17 protein-coding genes are annotated in these 19,327 nt (G+C 28.8%); 15 read left to right on the top strand and 2 right to left on the bottom strand.

Annotation, left to right across the window (positions count from 1 at the left end):
* Positions 1–109 precede the first annotated feature (109 nt).
* Positions 110–3,205: an SNF2-related protein gene (locus E0E45_RS10965; protein ID WP_130891202.1), complete on the top strand. Its 3,096-nt coding sequence runs from the start codon at positions 110–112 to the stop codon at positions 3,203–3,205.
* A gap of 72 nt (positions 3,206–3,277) precedes the next feature.
* Positions 3,278–4,795 carry an ABC transporter substrate-binding protein gene (locus tag E0E45_RS10960; RefSeq protein ID WP_130891201.1) on the top strand — a complete coding sequence of 506 codons (1,518 nt, stop codon included), beginning with the start codon at positions 3,278–3,280 and terminating at the stop codon, positions 4,793–4,795.
* Between the two features lie 148 nt (positions 4,796–4,943).
* Here E0E45_RS10960 and E0E45_RS10955 read toward each other — a convergent pair whose 3' ends face one another.
* On the bottom strand, positions 4,944–6,395 hold the full coding sequence (locus tag E0E45_RS10955; RefSeq protein ID WP_130891200.1) for a TrkH family potassium uptake protein: 1,452 nt from the start codon (positions 6,393–6,395) through the stop codon (positions 4,944–4,946).
* Positions 6,396–6,407: 12 nt separating this feature from the next.
* Positions 6,408–7,763 carry a Trk system potassium transporter TrkA gene (gene trkA / locus E0E45_RS10950; RefSeq protein ID WP_130891199.1) on the bottom strand — a complete coding sequence of 452 codons (1,356 nt, stop codon included), beginning with the start codon at positions 7,761–7,763 and terminating at the stop codon, positions 6,408–6,410.
* 303 nt (positions 7,764–8,066) lie between these two features.
* Between trkA and E0E45_RS10945 the strand changes: the two genes are divergently transcribed.
* The 13 genes from E0E45_RS10945 (at position 8,067) to E0E45_RS10890 (ending at position 19,305) form a co-directional block, all read left to right on the top strand.
* Entirely contained in the window at positions 8,067–9,269 is a 1,203-nt protein-coding gene (locus E0E45_RS10945; protein WP_130891198.1) for a hypothetical protein, read from the top strand.
* 106 nt (positions 9,270–9,375) lie between these two features.
* The gene (gene mntA / locus E0E45_RS10940) at positions 9,376–9,759 is read left to right on the top strand and encodes a type VII toxin-antitoxin system MntA family adenylyltransferase antitoxin (protein ID WP_130891197.1); all 384 of its coding nucleotides are present in this window, start codon (positions 9,376–9,378) and stop codon (positions 9,757–9,759) included.
* 230 nt (positions 9,760–9,989) lie between these two features.
* The gene (locus E0E45_RS10935; RefSeq protein WP_130891196.1) at positions 9,990–11,069 is read left to right on the top strand and encodes a hypothetical protein; all 1,080 of its coding nucleotides are present in this window, start codon (positions 9,990–9,992) and stop codon (positions 11,067–11,069) included.
* A 104-nt stretch (positions 11,070–11,173) separates the two neighbouring features.
* On the top strand, positions 11,174–11,578 hold the full coding sequence (gene hepT / locus E0E45_RS10930; RefSeq protein ID WP_130891195.1) for a type VII toxin-antitoxin system HepT family RNase toxin: 405 nt from the start codon (positions 11,174–11,176) through the stop codon (positions 11,576–11,578).
* 205 nt (positions 11,579–11,783) lie between these two features.
* Positions 11,784–12,836, top strand: coding sequence for a hypothetical protein (locus E0E45_RS10925; protein ID WP_130891194.1), 1,053 nt, complete (start codon positions 11,784–11,786; stop codon positions 12,834–12,836).
* 95 nt (positions 12,837–12,931) lie between these two features.
* Positions 12,932–13,354: a type VII toxin-antitoxin system HepT family RNase toxin gene (hepT, locus tag E0E45_RS10920; protein ID WP_130891193.1), complete on the top strand. Its 423-nt coding sequence runs from the start codon at positions 12,932–12,934 to the stop codon at positions 13,352–13,354.
* A gap of 638 nt (positions 13,355–13,992) precedes the next feature.
* A complete protein-coding gene (locus E0E45_RS10915) occupies positions 13,993–15,084 on the top strand; it encodes a hypothetical protein (protein ID WP_130891192.1) in 1,092 nt (363 codons plus the stop codon).
* A gap of 140 nt (positions 15,085–15,224) precedes the next feature.
* The gene (locus E0E45_RS17705) at positions 15,225–15,398 is read left to right on the top strand and encodes a hypothetical protein (RefSeq protein WP_172604186.1); all 174 of its coding nucleotides are present in this window, start codon (positions 15,225–15,227) and stop codon (positions 15,396–15,398) included.
* Between the two features lies 1 nt (position 15,399).
* Positions 15,400–15,966: a zeta toxin family protein gene (locus E0E45_RS10910; protein ID WP_130891191.1), complete on the top strand. Its 567-nt coding sequence runs from the start codon at positions 15,400–15,402 to the stop codon at positions 15,964–15,966.
* A 209-nt stretch (positions 15,967–16,175) separates the two neighbouring features.
* Entirely contained in the window at positions 16,176–17,270 is a 1,095-nt protein-coding gene (locus E0E45_RS10905) for a hypothetical protein (RefSeq protein ID WP_130891190.1), read from the top strand.
* A gap of 237 nt (positions 17,271–17,507) precedes the next feature.
* Complete coding sequence (locus tag E0E45_RS10900) at positions 17,508–17,843, top strand: transposase (protein WP_130891189.1); 336 nt, start codon at positions 17,508–17,510, stop codon at positions 17,841–17,843.
* 2 nt (positions 17,844–17,845) lie between these two features.
* Positions 17,846–18,697, top strand: coding sequence for an IS3 family transposase (locus E0E45_RS10895; RefSeq protein WP_130891188.1), 852 nt, complete (start codon positions 17,846–17,848; stop codon positions 18,695–18,697).
* A gap of 41 nt (positions 18,698–18,738) precedes the next feature.
* Positions 18,739–19,305, top strand: coding sequence for a hypothetical protein (locus tag E0E45_RS10890; protein WP_130891187.1), 567 nt, complete (start codon positions 18,739–18,741; stop codon positions 19,303–19,305).
* Positions 19,306–19,327: the final 22 nt, after the last annotated feature.

The raw sequence follows: 19,327 nt of genomic DNA, 5'->3' as shown, positions 1-19,327 counted from the left end.
AATTAATTTAAAGAACAGAATTATTTTAATTCTGTTCTTTCTGGTTATAGATAGAAATTTAAATAAAGGAGGATAGAATCTATTTTTTATAGAAGATTCTAAATATAAAGTGGCAAGATTCTTACTGAATGCATTCAGAAAAACTAAAAATGAAAAAGTATTTGATAAAGGAAAAGATTGCTATGACAACAGGCAGCTTCTTGATTATCAAATAGAAAAGATTAAAAATGAAGATGAAACTATATTTGAAATGAAAGGAAGAATTGGTGGAGCTGGAGATGTATATACCTCTAATATTAAATTTACAAAAGATGAACTTATAAATTATAAATGTGACTGTAGGTATTTTGAAGCAAATGGAAATATATGCAAACATATAGTGGCTTTGGCATTTGGAGGAAATGCTTTTCTTGAGGAATTGGAAGAAAAAGAAGAAAAGGAAATAATAGAATATTTCCAAAAAAAAGAAAAAGAAAAAAATAGAATAGTTTTGGAAACTGATTTATGGTTAGTTAATAACAATGATATGAGCAAATATGTTCTTGATATAAATATGTCAATTACAGCAAAAGGAAAAAAATATAAATTGAATCATAAACTTTCAGAATTTTTAGAAAGCTATGAAGAAAAGCAAATGAAATTTGGAGTACAGTATACTTATGACCCTAAAAAAGATTATTTTGTTGGCTGGGAAAAAGAACTTATAGATTACTTGAAAGAGTTATATGAATTTTTTAGTTCTAATAATTCAAAGGAAAATTTTTCTATTGAAAAGGTACTGGAAAGAAAAAGGTCTGCTGAAAGAATAATTAATATATTAGAAAAAAATAAAAATGTAAAGATTGAAAAAGAAAATTTAGAAAAAATTATAAAAGTAAATTTAAATTATTATAACGAGAGTATAAATATAAGTATTCCTGATTTTGTAAAATATTTAAGTATAGGATATAGTTATATTGCTTATAGAGATATTATTGATACAAAGATATATAAAGTATCTCAAGAGAAGCTTGAAAAATTTAGAGAGTTTGAAAATATAATGAAATTAAAGGATTGGAATTTGAGTTTAAAAGAAGAATATGTAAAAGATGTAATGCTAAAAATTTCAACATTTTCAAAAATCAATTTAGATAAAAAAATGAAAGAAAAAGTATATGAGCCTAAAGTAGTAGAAATAGGAATATTTATGGATTTGTGTGAAAAAGAAGGAATAAATATAATAATAGAAAAAATATTTGATGAAAAAAGAGAAAAAGATATAAATAAAGTTATTATTATTGAAGATAAACATATAGATGAAAAAATTATTTCTGAAATATTAGGAACATATAAATTTGTAAAAAAAGATGAAAAATATATTTTAAAAGATTCAGATGAAATATATAATTTCATAAAAAATGCTGTTCCAATTTTAAGTGAAAAATATAGAGTATTTTATTCAGAGAACTTTAAAATAAAAAAATATGAAACAGTAAGTTATCATATGTCTGCTAAAATGACTGATCTCTTTGAAATAAGCTTTGAAGTAGATGGAATTACAAAAGAAGAAGTATATGAAGTACTGAAAGCTATTAAAGAAAAGAAAAAATACTATATTCTCAAAAATAGAGAAATGCTCCTTTTAGGAGAAAATAAAAGTATGGAAGAACTTTCAAAGCTTTTAGAAGAAGCGGAAGCTAAAAAAAGTGAAATAATTTCTGGAAAAATAAAAAGAGAAAAAGCTTATGGATATTTTATATTAAACTTTTTAGATCGATTAAACAATGTAAAAATGAGCAGTGATATGGAAAATGTATGTAAAGAAATTGTAAAATCTAAGAAAAAGAATAATGATTCAAATATAGATGAAAAGTTTCCAATGTTAAGAGAATATCAAAAAGTAGGAGTACAGTGGCTTTTAGCTTTAAGAAAAATAAAGATGGGCGGAGTACTAGCTGATGATATGGGATTGGGGAAAACTTTACAAATGATATCATATTTTTCTATGTTAGAAGAAAATGATGGAATAAGACTTATAATTGTACCAAAAAGCCTTATGTATAACTGGAGAAAGGAATTTAAAAAATTTGCTCCTAACCTTCGTGTAAATATAGTTGAAGGAAAAGCAGTAATAAGAAAAGAGATAATAGAGAATTCAAAAGCTGGAGATATTCTCATAAGTACATATGGTTTTTTAATGAAAGATGGAGAATTTTATAATGATGTAAAAATTGATACTTTAGTACTGGATGAAGCTCAGAATATCAAGAACTATTTATCAAGAACTGCTTATTTTGTGAAAAAAATAAAAGCAGATATAAGAATAGCTTTAACAGGGACTCCAATAGAAAACACTACTTTGGAATTATGGAGTATTTTTGATTTTATTTTTCCTGGATACTTAGGAAAGCATACAAAATTTTTGAAAAAATATAGAGAAAATAATAATTTAGAAGAACTTAGAACAATGATAGCTCCATTTATTTTAAGAAGATTAAAAAATGATGTGCTTCCTGAGCTTCCTGATAAAATTGAAACAGATATCATGGTTGAATTAAGTGAAGATGAGAAAAAACTTTATTTAGCTTACTTAGAAAAATATAAAGAAGAGATTCATAGCAAAGATAATTCAGTGGAAATATTTGCATATCTTACAAAGTTAAGACAGCTTTGCAATCATCCAAAACTTTTTTTAAAAGACTATAAAGGTGAGAGTTCAAAGTTAGAAGCTATACTGGAACTTTTGGAAGAGTGCAGAAGTGGAAATCATAGAGTACTTCTGTTTTCCCAATTTACAGAAATGCTGGATATAATTAAAGAAAGTCTTCCTAAAGATGTAAATTATATGTATCTAGATGGAAAAACAAAATCAGGAAAAAGAATGGAACTTATAGAAAGATTTAATAGAGGAGAAGGAGATATATTTATTATATCATTGAAAGCAGGAGGAAATGGAATTAATCTTACTGGTGCAGATACAGTGATACATGTTGACCCTTGGTGGAATTCTTCAGTTGAAAATCAAGCTACTGACAGAGCATATAGAATAGGACAGAAAAAAAATGTCAATGTTTTTAAAATGATAGCTAAGGGAACTATAGAGGAAAAAATAAATATAATAAAAGATAAAAAAGAAAAATTAATAAAAGAAATATTAGATGAAAATATAGACAAAACATTCTCTATGACAAAAAAAGATATATTAGAACTATTAAATGTAAAATAAAATCTGGACAGAGAGAAAGAAACATGATAGAAAATAGAGAGATGTATATCAAAATAATCTTGGGAGGAACATATGATAAAAAAAATAGCAGTATTAACATTGTCACTGTTTTTATTAGGTTGTGGAGGGAAAACAGAAGAAAAGAAAGTGGTAAAAAGTGAAAAAGTAACTGTAACTGTAGCACAGGCAGCAAAACCTAAAACTTTGGATCCACCTCTTGCAAATCAGGTAGCTTCTATGACTGTAGCAAGACAAGTATTCAATACTCTTTTAGCTGTAGATGATGAAGGGAATCTTATTCCAGAAATAGCTGAGAAATGGGAATTTGAAAATCCAAAGTCAATTCTTTTTACTATAAAAAAAGGAATAAAATTTCACAATGGTGCTGAACTTACAGTGGAAGATATAGCTTTTTCTGTAGAAAGAATGAGAGAAAAAGCTGGAACACGTATACTTCTAGAAAAAATAAGTGGTGTTGAAATAGTGGATGATGCCCATGTAAGAGTACTTTTATCAAGTGAATTTTCGCCATTACTGTATAATATGACTCTTTCTCTTTGTGGAATAATAAATAAAGAAGATACACTGAAAAGAGGAGAAAGTGAAATAGCTATAAATCCAAATGGAACAGGCCCTTTCAGACTTATTTATTGGAATAGTGGAGATGTATTGAAGTTTGAACCTTTTGAAGAGAGTTTTATGGGAAAACCAGAAATAGATGAACTTGTATTTAAAGTTATACCAGAAGGCAACAACAGACTTATAGCTCTTGAAACTGGAGAAGTGGATATAGCATATAATTTAAGTCCATCAGATATAAAATTTGTAGAGGAAAATAAAGATCTTACTTTAGTCAACAGACCATCTATGAGAACAGAATATGTAGGATTCAATACTGAAAAATATCCATTTAATAAAAAAGAATTCAGACAAGCTGTAAATAATGTTTTAGATAGAGAAGGAATATTAAGTGCTGTTTATGATAATGCAGGAGAACCTGCTACATCTATGGTAAGTCCTAATATGATAGGAGGAAAACCAACAGGAGATATCAGCTTGAATTTAGATAAAGCAAAAGAACTTTTAAGTGAAGTTGGAGATATTCCTAAAGAGATGAAAATAATGACAGATTCTACTCCAGCTAATATTCAGACTGCTCAGATTATACAGGCTAACTTAAAAGAATTAGGAATAGATTTGATAATAGAACCAGTTGAATGGGGAACTTATCTTGAAAAGAGTGCAATTGGACAACATGAATTGATTTTAGGTGGATGGTTTCCAGGAACTAATGACTCTGATATTGTATTGTATCCACTTTATCATACAGATGCAAGAGGAGCAGCAGGAAATAGAAGTTTTTACAGCAACCCAGAATATGATAAGCTGGCTGAACAAGGCAGATTAGAAACTGATATGGAAAAAAGAGCTGAAATATACAGACAAGCTCAAGCTATATTAGAAGAGGATCTTCCATTGATACCTATTCTTAGAAAAAATGAGTTAGTAGGAATGAGAAAAAATATAACTAATTTTATATTTAGACCAAATGGGCATCACGTTTTGACAAAAATAAAGAAAGTTAAATAAAAAAAATAAGTGAGGCTGTTGCAAATTAGAGGTTTATGAACTAATTTATACAGCCTCTTTTTCATTTTAAAAGAAAAAGCTGACAAGAAAGAAAAATTCAAGTCAGCTTTAAGCTATTCCAAATTGACAATAGTTTCTATATTTTAATTTAATTGGATTTTTTATATAAACTAGGTGAAAAAAGTATTAATATAGGAAAAATTTCCAGTCTTCCTAAAAGCATTATCAAAGACAGCATCACTTTATTAATGTTGGAAAAAGATGCATAGTTAGATGTTGGACCAACTATTCCCATTCCTGGACCAATGTTATTAAATGTAGCTGCAACAGCACTGAATGCTGATAGGAAATCAGGGGAATCCCATGCTACAAATAAAATAGCTATCAGAAATATAGTAATGTATAACATCAGATAAGTACTTATTCCACTAGATAATTCTTTAGTAATAACTTTTTTATCCATTTTTATATTTATGACTCTATTTGGAGTACCTATTTTTTTAAATTCTCCAACAACTGTTTTAAAAAGTATTGCTATTCTTGAAACTTTTAATCCTCCTGCTGTAGAACCAGCACATCCTCCTACAAACATAAGCAAAAGAAGAATTGTTTTGGAGAATACAGGCCATGTATCAAAATCTACAGTAGAATATCCTGTTGTAGTAATTACAGATGAAACGGTAAAAAATACATCTCTGAATAAAAGTCTGATACTTGTATATGAAGATGATATATTTACTGCAATAGCAATTATAGCTATTGCAACTATTCCACAGTAATATTTTAATTCTTCATTTTTGAACACCTGTTTATAGTTTTTTAAAAGCAAGGCATAGAAAAGATTGAAGTTCATACCACATAGAAGCATCCCTATTCCAAGGACATAATCAATGTATGAACTATGATAATAGGCAATACTACTATTCTTTATACCAAATCCTCCTGTTCCCACTGTACCAAAGGCATGAACTATAGAATCAAAAAGAGACATTCCTCCAAGTTTTAATAGTACAGTAATAACAATAGTGATGAAAATATATATCATATAAAGAATTCTTGAGTTATAAGACATTTTTGCAACTAATTTACCAAATGTAGGTCCAGGAACTTCAGCTTTCATTATATGAAGAGACTGATTATTATTTTTGGGCAGTATAGCTAATGCCAGAACCAGTACACCCATTCCACCTACTAGATGAGTAAAGCTTCTCCAGAATAATAGCGAATTTTCTAAAGCTTCAACATTGGTTAATACACTGGCTCCAGTTGTGGTAAAACCACTTACTGTTTCAAAAAAAGCATCAATAAATGAGGGTATTCTTTTGCTGAATACAAAAGGAAGAGCCCCAAAAAGTGATAATGCTATCCATGAAATTGACACTATAACAAGTCCTTCTTTAGCATATATCTTTTGATTTTCAGGAATCTTTTTAGAAATAAGAAGACTGGAAAACAAAAGTAGCACCATGGTAAAGACATAAGCTTTTTTAACTGTAATACTTTCATGATAAAAAAAACTTAATGCTAATGGTATCAGCATAAAAGCAGTTTCTATTTTTAAGATATGTCCAATTACATATCTTACCATTTTATTATTCATATTCATTCCCCATTATTTTAATATTTTATTAATATCATCTAAGAATTTTTCAGTAGTGACAATGATGACTCTATCTTTAGGCTTTAATACATCAAGTCCTCCTGGAAATATCAGTTGACCTTTTCTTAAAATGTAAGCAATAAGAAGGTTATTTTTTGTGTTTAAATCTTTTAATGGAATATTAATAACATCACTATTTTCAGGAACTTTAAATTCAATAGCTTCAACATTGTTGTCAACAAGCCTGTAAAGAGTTTCAATATTTTCTCCCTGTGAACTTACTAATGATCTCACTATTCTTACTATATAGTCAGCAATTATTTTTTTAGGAGTAACAATAGACTGAAGTCCTACAAGTTCTAAAACATTGAATAAAGATATTCCATTTATTTTGGTAATAGTTTTTTTGATTCCTAATTTATTAGCATACATAGAAAGAATAATATTTTCTTCATCTATACCAGTGAGAGATACAAAGGCATCGTATTCTCCAAATCTTTCTTCATCAAGAAGTTCACTGTCAGTACCATCACCATGTACCACAACAGCATTTTCATATATACCACTTAACTCTTGAGCTTTCTCTTCATCAATTTCAATTATTTTTACATCCATCATTCTTTCTAAAAGAATATCTGTCAGATAATAAGTGATACGTCCTCCACCAATTATAACAACCGACTTTATACGTTCTTCTTTATGACCAAGGGATTTGTAAAACTTAGAGAGTTCACTTTGAATACCAGTTACATATATTCTGTCTCCAGCTTGTAAAATAAAGTTACCAGTTGGGATATAAACTTCCTGTCCTCTTTTTACAATACACACTAAGATACTTGCAAAGTATTTATTTTTAAATTCTGCTAATTTTATTCCATCTAAATAGGTATCTTTTTCTACAAGAACCTCCACAAGATTAACTTTGTTATTAGCAAAAGTTTCAACATTTAAAGCATTGGGAAATTCAAGATTTCTAGCTATAAAATAAGCAGCTTCTGCCTCTGGATTCAGCATAATATCTATACCTAAAGAATCACTCATAAATTTCATTTGTGAAGAGTATTCAGGATTTCTTACTCTGGCTATTGTATATTTAGCACCCATTTTTTTTGCTATTACTGATGAAATAATATTGATTTCATCTGAATGTGTAACAGCTATAAAGATATCAGCTGTTTCAACAGAAGCTTCTCTTAATACTTCACAATTGGCTCCATTTCCAACCAATCCCATAATATCAGAAGAAGAAAGAATTCTATCAAGTATTTTTGGATCTTCTTCAATAAGTGTTATATCATTTCCTTCAATAGCAAGGTCTTTACAGAGGAGTTCCCCTATTTTTCCTCCACCAACAATTGTAATTTTCATTCCATACTCCTATTTAAAAAATATAATTATATCAATTTTAGTATGTGCTAATTATATCATAAGATTCAAATGTTTCCAAAACTAAAAAATATAAAATGGTAATTTAAATTTCTTTTACTATAGAATTTTTTTTGTAAAAAAATTGTCTACTAAAAGGGGGTATGTCTATCCTTTTTCTATCCTCTTTTTTTGGGGTTCTAACAAGAAGATTTGTCAACCCTCCCCTCCATTGGTAATGGGAAATATCTCCCCTTGGAAGCTAGGGGGGAGGTATAAAAAAATCTTTTTAAAGGGGAGATAATTATGAGAAAATTAGCACTTTTACTAGGTTCTTTACTTGTTGTAGCATCAGCATCTGCAAAAGAAGTTGTACCAGCTCCAGTTGTAGTTGAAGAAGCACCAGTACAAGTAATCGAAAAAGAAGTTATCGTTTACAGAGACAAAGAAGAAGGGTTCAGACCTAACGGTTATGTAGATCTACAATACAGATGGTATGGAAAAACTGAAGGACAAGAAGACAAATTTGAAACAGTAAGTGAAACTACTGATGGAAATGGAAACTGGAATACAGGAAATAATTATTCAAGAATTCAATTCAGTGGAAAAATCAACATGACTGAAAAACAAACTTTAGAGTATAGAATCAGAGATTACAACGCAGTAACTACTCATGAAGGAAATGGAAAAGATGGAACAGATACAAGATTAAGATACTTCTATAATCATGGATTATTAGGAGATTCTAAAGTTAACTTAACTTCAAGAGTACATTACAGAGATAATGGACATGATGATGATTCACAAGAATTAGAATATCAAGCAAGATTTAATTTTGCTGACTATATGTTCAGTAATGATTTTGTAAAGACAACTAACTTTGTAGTAGCTCCAAAATACAAATATGCATGGGATTCATCAAATGATAATTCTTATGATAACCAATTAGGTGTAGACTTATATACAATGCATGAATTTCCATTAGGATTTTCATTTGAATTAAATGTATATGCAACTCAACATTTCTATGGAAAAGATCAATTCTATGATGGAACTGACAAAATGGAAGATAAAAACTTTACAGTGGATGTAGAGGCGTATATCTATAATACAACTAACCTATATACAAATGGAAAAGTATCAGTAGACTTCAATTTTGAAGGTGGATATGATGCTTACAACTGGTCACAAGAGAAAAAATTTGGTGCACCTCGTAGAGAAGGTGGAAAGTATGTAGATAAATATGATAAAATAAATGATACAGTTGTAGTTAATAAAGATAAAAATGGTATAGAAACTAAAAATGGAAAAGGTGTAGGAACAGATAATTCTAAATACTCACTATACGCATTACCAACAATTCAATTTAACTATCAAGCAACTCCATCAGTAAAAGTATACGCAGCAGCTGGTGCAGAATATAGAGATTGGGCAGTAAACAGTGGAAGTTCAGCAACTAACTGGAGATGGCAGCCAACTGTATTTGCAGGATTTAAAACTGTATTCTAGTTTGGTCTAAAAAATTAAATAAAAATTTTTAGTGCTCACAATTGTGGGCACTTTTTTATATCTATGATATAATGAAGACATAAAATATTAATGGAGCTGTTTAATTATGGAGATTGAAAAATATGCTGATAAAATAATAAAAAAATTAGAAAATATAGAATGTGATTTTATTTATATATTTGGTTCATATGCTAAAGGAGAACAAAATAATGATAGTGATGTAGATATAGCCTTTTATTCGTTGATTAAGCATGATTCTTATGATATTTTTCTTCTAGCTCAAGAAATTTCTCTGCAATTAGGAAAAGAGGTAGACTTGATTCAAATAAATTTTTCTACAACAGTGTTTCAAAAAGAAGTTGTAGAAAATGGTATTTTGATATATGAGAAAAATAAAATTCAAAGAGAGAAATTTGAAAATCTTGTTTTAAAAAAATATTTAAAACTGAATGAAGAAAGAAAAGAAATAATAGATAATTATGAAGTATAAAAAATTAATTAATAATTTTTTATAAGAAGTAGCTTATGATATTCATCTTAATTTTAGATGAATATTTTTTTGTCTACTAAAAGGGGGTATGTCTATCCTTTTTCTATCCTCTTTTTTTGGGGTTCTAACAAGAAGATTTGTCAATCCTCCCCCTCATTGGTAATGGGAAATATCTCCCCTTGGAAGCTAGGGGGGAGGTATAAAAAAATCTTTTTAAAGGGGAGATAATTATGAGAAAATTAGCACTTTTACTAGGTTCTTTACTTGTTGTAGCATCAGCATCTGCAAAAGAAGTTGTACCAGCTCCAGTTGTAGTTGAAGAAGCACCAGTACAAGTAATCGAAAAAGAAGTTATCGTTTACAGAGACAAAGAAGAAGGGTTCAGACCTAACGGTTTCGTAGATCTACAATACAGATATTATGGAGATACTGAAGGACAAAATGAGGGAACTTGGCATGGATACTCAGAAGAAGATGGAAATAATTACTCAAGAACTCAATTAGAAGGAAAAGTAAATATGACTGAAAAACAGTCTTTATACTTTAGAATAAGAGAATGGAATGATTTAAATGAAAATGAGAAAAAACATGTAACAGGTGATGGAACTCAAACAAGATTAAGATATTTCTATAATCATGGAAATCTTGGAGATTCAAAAGTTAACTTCACTTCAAGAATTCAATATCAAGATGGTTCTAACTCTTCACAATCAGTACAATATCAAACAAGATTTAATTTTGCTGATTATATGTTCAATAATGATTTTATTAAAACAACAGCTTTTATATTAGCTCCTACTTATGAATATGGATGGGCAACAAATGATTCAGATTATTATAATGGATTAGGGTTATATTTTTTAATGGTTAACCAACATCCATGGGGATTTGAAACAGGAATTGAAACAGATAGTACTTTCATGTATAAATTCTATGGTCAAGATAAAAAAATAGCTGCAAATGGAAAAACTTATGATGAAAATGCAACTGTAGGATTAAAAGTTTATTTTGCACAAACTACTTCATTATATTCTGAAGGAAAATTAAGTATTGCTCTATATAACGAAGGGGGATATAATAACTTCAACTGGAGTGAAAAAGATATTTATGGAACAAAAGGAGATCAAGATACTTCTTATTCAGCTTACTGGAATCCTGAGTTCCAATTTAATTATCAAGCTACTGAAAATGTAGTTGCTTACACAAATCTTGGTGCAGAATATAGAAACTGGGCTGAAGAAGGAAGAAAATCAGCAACTAACTGGAGATGGCAACCATATATTACAGTTGGATTTAAAACTACATTCTAGTTTGATTTAAAAAACTAAATAAAGATTTTTAGTGCTCACAATTGTGGGCACTTTTTTATATATGTGATATAATAAATCATAAAATATTTTATGAGAGGTAAAATATGAAAGATGATATTATAATTAATAAAATTGAAGTAATAAAAAAGTGTATAAAAAGAATAAGTGAAGAATATGATAATGATTCATCAAACCTGAAAAATTGCACAAAACAGGATTCAATAATTTTAAATATTCTAAGATTATGCGAAACAGGAATAGGATTAGGGATTCATGTAATAAGAATAAATAAATATGGTATTCCTCAAAGCAGTCAGGAAATATTTCAAATATTGGGAAAAAATAATGTTATTTCTAAAGAGTTAAGCAAAAAACTTCAGGAAATGATAGGATTTAGAAATGTTGCAATTCATAATTATCAAACTATAGATTTAGGAATATTACAAAAAATTGTTGAAAATAATTTAGAAGATATTTTAGAATTAGCAAGAGAAATAATAAAAATATAAAAACTAAGATACTAATTTCATCTGATTGTGAGGATGAAATTTTTTTGTCTACTAAAAGGGGGTATGTCTATCCTTTTTCTATCCTCTTTTTTTGGGGTTCTAACAAGAAGATTTGTCAATCCTCCCCCTCATTGGTAATGGGAAATATCTCCCCTTGGAAGCTAGGGGGGAGGTATAAAAAAATCTTTTTAAAGGGGAGATAATTATGAGAAAATTAGCACTTTTACTAGGTTCTTTACTTGTTGTAGCATCAGCATCTGCAAAAGAAGTTGTTCCAGCTCCAGTTGTAGTTGAAGAAGCTCCAGTACAGGTAATCGAAAAAGAAGTTATCGTTTACAGAGACAAAGAAGAAGGGTTCAGACCTAATGGAAATGTTGACCTTCAATACAGATATTATGGAGATACTGAGGGGCAAAATAAAGGGACTTGGAATAGTGATAATAACTATTCAAGAATTCAATTAAGTGGAAAAATTAATATGACTGAAAAACAACAGTTACAATTTAGAATTAGAGATTGGAACAGTTTAAATGCGAAAGAAAATCAAACTAAAACAGAAACAAGATTAAGATATTTCTATAACCATGGAAATCTTGGAGATTCTAAAGTTAACTTTACTTCAAGAGTTCAATATAGAGACAAAAATGCTGGGGCTCAAGATGTAGAGTATATGGCAAGATTTAACTTTGCTGATTATATGTTCAACAATGATTATGTAAAAACTACTGACTTTACAGTAGCACCTAGATATGCTTATGTATGGAATAAAAATACTGATAACTATGATAATCAATTAGGTGTAGATTTATATACATGGACAGATTTACCATATGGTTTTGCGTTTGAATTTAATGTATATACAACTCAACACTTCTATGGACAAGATCAAGATTTTAATGACAAAATAGCTAATAAAGATAAAAACTTTACAATAGATATGGAAGCATATTTACGTAATACAACTAATCTATATACAAATGGTAATTTAGGAATAGATTTTGTATTTGAAGGTGGATATGATCAATATAACTGGTCTCAAGAAAAAGCTTTCACTAATTCAAGAGAAAAACAAGAGGATGCAAAATATTCTTTATATGCATGGCCAGCTATTCAGGCTAATTATCAGGCAACTCCAAATGTTGTAGTATATTTATCAGCTGGTGCTGAGTACAGAAACTGGGCTGTAGAAGTTGAAAGTGAAGCTACTAATTGGAGATGGCAACCAACTGTTATAGCAGGATTTAAAACTACATTCTAGTTTGATTTAAAAAATTAAATGAAAATTTTTAGTGCTCACATTTGTGGGCACTTTTTTTAATTGTGATATAATAATTATTATTTAGGAGGTGAGAGATGAAAGATGATATTATAATTAATAAAATTGAAACAATAAAAAAATGTATAAAAAGAGTAGAAGAAGAATATGAAAACAATCCATCAAATTTAGAAAATTGTACAAAACAGGATTCTATGATTTTAAATATTCAACGCTTATGTGAAGCAGGAATAGATCTTGCTGCCCATGTGATTAGAATAAATAAATATGGAATTTTTCAGAGTAGTAAAGAAACTTTTCAAATATTAGAAAAGAATAATATTATTTCTAAAGAACTAAGCAAAAAACTACAGGGAATGGTAGGATTTAGAAATATTGCAGTTCATGATTATCAAGCTATAAATTTAAATATATTACAAAAAATTATTGAAACTCACCTAAAGGATACATTAGAACTAGCAAGAGAAATATTAAAATATGAAATTAATATACAAAAATAAAATAATTAAAAAACTTTTAAACTTTTTTAAACAATCAAGAGTCTAAATATCATAGAAATAAAACAACAAATAATAAAGATTTTTTCTCCCCCAGAAAAAATGTTCTCCCCTCTGATAAAAAAGAGGGGAGAAAACAAAAAAATAAAAAATATTTAAACTTTTTAAGAAAAAGAAGAGTCTAAATAACATAGATAAAAAAACAATAAAGAATCTAGTAAAGTTGTTAATACCCCCATTAAATAGAAAAAAGATTTTTCCCAGAAAATCTTATAAACCCTCTCAATAAGAGGGAAACGCTAATAATAAAATTTTATATAAAAAATCTCTCCCCGAGGTTGAGGCTGTTCTGAAAAGATCAGCCTCTTTTTATTTTACTTTTACATCTTCACAAAATAATCACAAAAAAAATTGTCTACTAAAAGGGGGTATGTCTATCCTTTTTCTATCCTCTTTTTTTGGGGTATTTAAAGTATTATATTTAGGAGATTTGTGACTGTAATATGAAAATTTTGTGAAGAAATTTTAAAAAAAGTATTTACAAAACTGTAAAAATAATGTATAACATTGGTAATGGGAAATATCTCCCCTTGGAAGTTAGGGGGGAGGTATAAAAAAATCTTTTTAAAGGGGAGATAATTATGAGAAAATTAGCACTTTTACTAGGTTCTTTACTTGTTGTAGCATCAGCATCTGCAAAAGAAGTTGTACCAGCTCCAGTTGTAGTTGAAGAAGCACCAGTACAAGTAATCGAAAAAGAAGTTATCGTTTACAGAGACAAAGAAGAAGGGTTCAGACCTAACGGTTATGTAGATCTACAATACAGATGGTATGGTGAAACTGAAGGACAAAAAAAAGGTGAAGGTTGGGCAGGAGAAACTAACTATTCAAGAACTCAGTTAATGGGAAAAATTAATATGACTGAAAAACAAGCTTTAGAATATAGAATCAGAAAATATAACAGTGTTTCTTCTGAAGAAAAAACTGGAAAATCTGGTTCTGATACAAGACTAAGATATTTCTATAACCATGGAAATCTTGGAGATTCTAAAGTTAATTTGACTTCAAGAGTACATTATAGAGATAGAGGAGATTTAGCATCTGGTGCACAAGAATTAGAATATCAAGCAAGATTTAACTTTGCTGAATATATGTTCAACAATGATTTTATTAAAACTACTAATTTTGTAGTAGCACCTAAATACAAATATGTATGGGATTCAACAAATGATGATGCTTATGATAATAGACTAGGGTTTGATATTGCATCATTCCATGAATTACCATATGGATTCTCATTTGAGTTAAATTTCTATGTTGATCAACATTTCTATGGGCAAGATCAAGCATTTGACGGTGGAAGAAAATCAGAAGATAAGAACTTTACAGTAGATATGGAAGCATATTTATACAATACTACTAACCTATATACAAATGGAAATGTAACAGTAGACTTTAACTTTGAAGGTGGATATGATGCTTACAACTGGTCACAAGAAAAGAAATTTGGAACAAAATTAACTGGTAAATATGGTGAAGCAGGAACTGATGATGCAGCTTATTCACTATATGCATTACCAACAATCCAAGTTAACTATCAAGCAACTCCAAATGTTGTAGTATATGCAGCAGCTGGTGCTGAATATAGAGATTGGGCTATTGATAATCAAAATTCAGCTAAGAACTGGAGATGGCAGCCAACTGTATTTGCAGGATTTAAAACTACATTCTAGTTTGGTCTAAAAAATTAAATAAAAATTTTTTAGTGCTCACATTTGTGGGCACTTTTTTTGTGTATACATAAATATTCATTGATTTTATTTAAAAAAAAGGTTAACATATATAAAAAGACTATAATAATGGAGGTCAGAATATGGAAATAAGAGATATAAATATATATGAATATTTTAAAACTTTAAAAATAGATGAGTACTTTGAATTAATAAAATCAGCTAAAACAAAAGAAGAAAAGGAATTTTATTTTAATGCAAGGAACTTTTTACTTCAAGAAGAGCAGAAGAAGATTATAGAAGAAGGAATATATTAATATGAAGGTATATACTATTTTTGCAGGAGTAAATGGAGCTGGTAAATCAACTTTATATAATATTGAAATAATAAAGAATAATGATTTAGGGAAAAGAATTAATACTGATGAAATAGTAAAAGAGATTGGAGAATGGAAAAATTCATCTGATCAGATAAAGGCTGCCAGAATTGGAATTAGTTGGAGAAATGAATATATAGAAAAAGGAATTTCTTTTAATCAAGAAACTACTTTGACAGGGAATACTGTTTTAAAAGGGATTTTAAAAGCTAAAGAAAAAGGCTTTAAAATATATTTACACTATATTGGAGTAAAAAATGTAGAAATTGCTAAAGAAAGAGTAAGAATAAGAGTAAGAAATGGTGGTCATGGAATACCAGATAAAGATATAGAAAAAAGGTATGTTGAATCATTTGAAAATTTTAAAAAAGTTTTTAAGATGTGTGATAAAATAACTGTATATGATAATAGTGAATATATAAGAGAATGTCTTTTGGTAGAAAATGGAAATATTATCTGGGATGAAAATATTCCTAAATGGTTGGAAAATATAATTAAATATATTTAAAAAAGTTTGTCTTTTTGGCAGACTTTTTTTAATTTTTCTTGATTTTTTTTGTCTACTAAAAGGGGGTATGTCTATCCTTTTTCTATCCTCTTTTTTTGGGGTTCTAACAAGAAGATTTGTCAACCCTCCCCTCCATTGGTAATGGGAAATATCTCCCCTTGGAAGTTAGGGGGGAGGTATAAAAAAATCTTTTTAAAGGGGAGATAATTATGAGAAAATTAGCACTTTTACTAGGTTCTTTACTTGTTGTAGCATCAGCATCTGCAAAAGAAGTTGTACCAGCTCCAGTTGTAGTTGAAGAAGCACCAGTTCAAGTAATCGAAAAAGAAGTTATCGTTTACAGAGACAAAGAAGAAGGATTCAGACCTAACGGTTATGTTGATCTTCAATACAGATACTATGGTGAAACTGAAACTCAAGATGGAACTGATTGGAATGGAAATAATAAGTATGGAAGACTTCAGTTACAAGGAAAAATTAATATGACTGAAAAACAAGCTTTAGAATACAGAGTAAGAGATTTTAATAAATTTACTTCTGAAAATTCTAAAGTTGGAGGAAAAACTGGAGATGACACAAGATTAAGATATACATATAATCATGGATTACTTGGAGATTCTAAAGTTGATTTTACTTCAAGAGTTGAAGCAAGAGACAATAATAATGCTAGACATTTAGAATATCAAGCAAGATTTAATTTTGCAGAATATATGTTCAACAATGATTTTGTAAAAACTACTAACTTTGTAGTAGCTCCAAAATATAGACATGTGTTCGCTGATGAAGATGATTTTTCTGATGAATATGATAATCAATTAGGTGTAGATTTATATACAATGCATGAATTACCATGGGGATTCTCATTTGAGTTTAATTTATATACAACTCAACATTTTTATGGAGCTGACCAAATAGTTAATGGAAAAATAAGAAATGGAGAAGCTACATGGGATGAAAAAGATAAAAACTTTACTGTAGATGTGGAAGCTTATATCTATAATACAACTAACCTATATACAAATGGAAAAGTATCAGTTGACTTCAATTTCGAAGGTGGATATGATACTTATTCTTGGGCTAAAGAAAAGGCATTTTTAAATAAGTCTATAACTAGTCAAAAACATGCAGCATATCAATTATATGCATTACCAACAATTCAAGTTAACTATCAAGCAACTCCATCTGTAAAAGTATATGCAGCAGCTGGGGCTGAATACAGAAACTGGAATATTACGGCTGAGAGTGAAGCATCTAACTGGAGATGGCAGCCAACTGTATTTGCAGGATTCAGAACTTCATTCTAGTTTGGTTTAAAAAATTAAATAAAAAATTTTTAGTGCTTACCTTAGGTAGGCACTTTTTTTTTGAGAAAAATCAAGGTATAATATAAAAAATAATGTATCAGTTTTGGTATAGTATTTTAAAGATATATAAAAAGATAAAATAAAAATATGGGATGACTTGAAAGGTCATCCTTAAAAATTTTTTGAAAAATCTTTTTATTGCCTTTCAAATAAATAATTTATTCAGGAGGTTTTATTATGTGTAAAGAGTATAGTAGGTATGATAAAAAATTAAAATTATCAGTTGTAAAAACATATTTAAAATCTAATGTAAGTGCTGAAATGCTGGCAAAAGAATATGGAGTTAAATCTGATACACAAATATTAGATTGGGTAAAAAAATATAAAGAATTGGGAGAAAGAGCTTTTGATAAAAGAAGAAGCAGTAAGAAAATGATTTTAAAAAAGATAAAAACAGCTTCTAATGAGAAAAACATATCAATAAAAAAGGAAAATAAATATTTGAGAATGGAGAATGAATACTTAAAAAAGTTGTATATTCTGCAGCTGGAAGAACCAAATATAGAGCTATAGAAATGTTGGAGGATGAATATCCTGTCACATCTCTATGCTGGGCTGCAGGAGTGTCAAGAAGTGCTTATTATAAATGGAAGAAGCGGAAAGATGATACAAGTTTAAGAAAACAGGAAAATAGAAAAATAGAAGAGCTGATTATAGAAATAAATGAAAAATACAATGGAACATATGGAGTAAAAAGATTATGCTCATACATAAACAATAATACGGAATTTAAAGTAAATCATAAAAGAATATATAGAATAATGAGAGAGCTGGGAGTAAAATCAATAATAAGAAATCAGAGTTATAAAGGCAAAAGTTGGGCTGGAAAAGTTGTTGAGAATATATTAAACAGAGATTTTAATTCTGGTAAACCTTTAGAAAAATTATGTATGGATATTACAGAAATAAAAATGTATAATTTTACTGTGTATATGAATGCTGTGAAAGATATTTTTAATGAGGAAATAATTGCTTATGACTTAGGACTCACTGATGGCTTTGAACTTGTTGTAAAAACTTTGGATAAAATCTTTGAATTTCCATTGGAAGAAAAATGTATTTTACATACTGATCAAGGTTTTCAGTATACAGGAGAAAAATATTGTGATATGCTAAGAGAGAAAGGAGTTATTCAATCTATGTCAAGACGTGGCAACTGCTGGGATAATGTACCTATTGAGATATTCTTTGGACATTTTAAAGCAGAACTGATATACTTATTAGATAGAGGAATGACATATGAAAATCTAGCTCAAAAAATAAAAGAGTATATACATTTCTATAATAATGAAAGAATACAGTTGAAGCTTGATGGAATGAGTCCTGTAAAATACAAAGAGAAATATATAAATAGTAAAAAAATATAAAATATGACATGGAATATGTCTATAAATCAGAGGAGGAAAGAATGAAAAAAGCAATAATATTAGGATTGATAGCTTTGAATATTTCAGCTTTTGCTGCTATTAAACAGGAAGTGCCAGCAGACATAGAAAAAGCTATAATTAGAGAATCTCAATCTTTTGAAGGAAGTGACAGAATATCTTTTAGAAGATGGCAGACAGACTCATATTTAAAAATGGAAAAAATGGGGGCAGAATCTGGAATACCAGCAGTGGAATTTGACAGAATAAAGCAAAGATTAAGACAGATGTATGGCTCAAACTTTGTAAAACAATATCAGGTATTACCAAGTGAAATAGCAAATTATAATGAACTTGTAGAAAGAGTAAAAGTAGAAACGTTAAAAAGTGCAGTAGTGACTGAAGAGAAAAATAACGCTGCTAAAGAACAGTTAGCTAAAGAGATAGCTTCTTCTAAAGTTCCAGCTGAAGTTGTAGAGATATTTAAAGAATCAGCTGCAAAACTTTATCCAGATAACTATGTAGGACAAAAAGCATATATCAATGCTGCAATGGAAGACTACTTTAAGATAATAGATTTTGTAAAGAAAAATAAAAAAGTTTTGAACTAAAAAATCAAGCCTGACAAAGTAT

The organism is Fusobacterium ulcerans ATCC 49185, from assembly GCF_900683735.1.
Lineage (GTDB): Bacteria > Fusobacteriota > Fusobacteriia > Fusobacteriales > Fusobacteriaceae > Fusobacterium_A > Fusobacterium_A ulcerans_A.
This window is presented reverse-complemented; position numbering and strand designations above follow the sequence as displayed.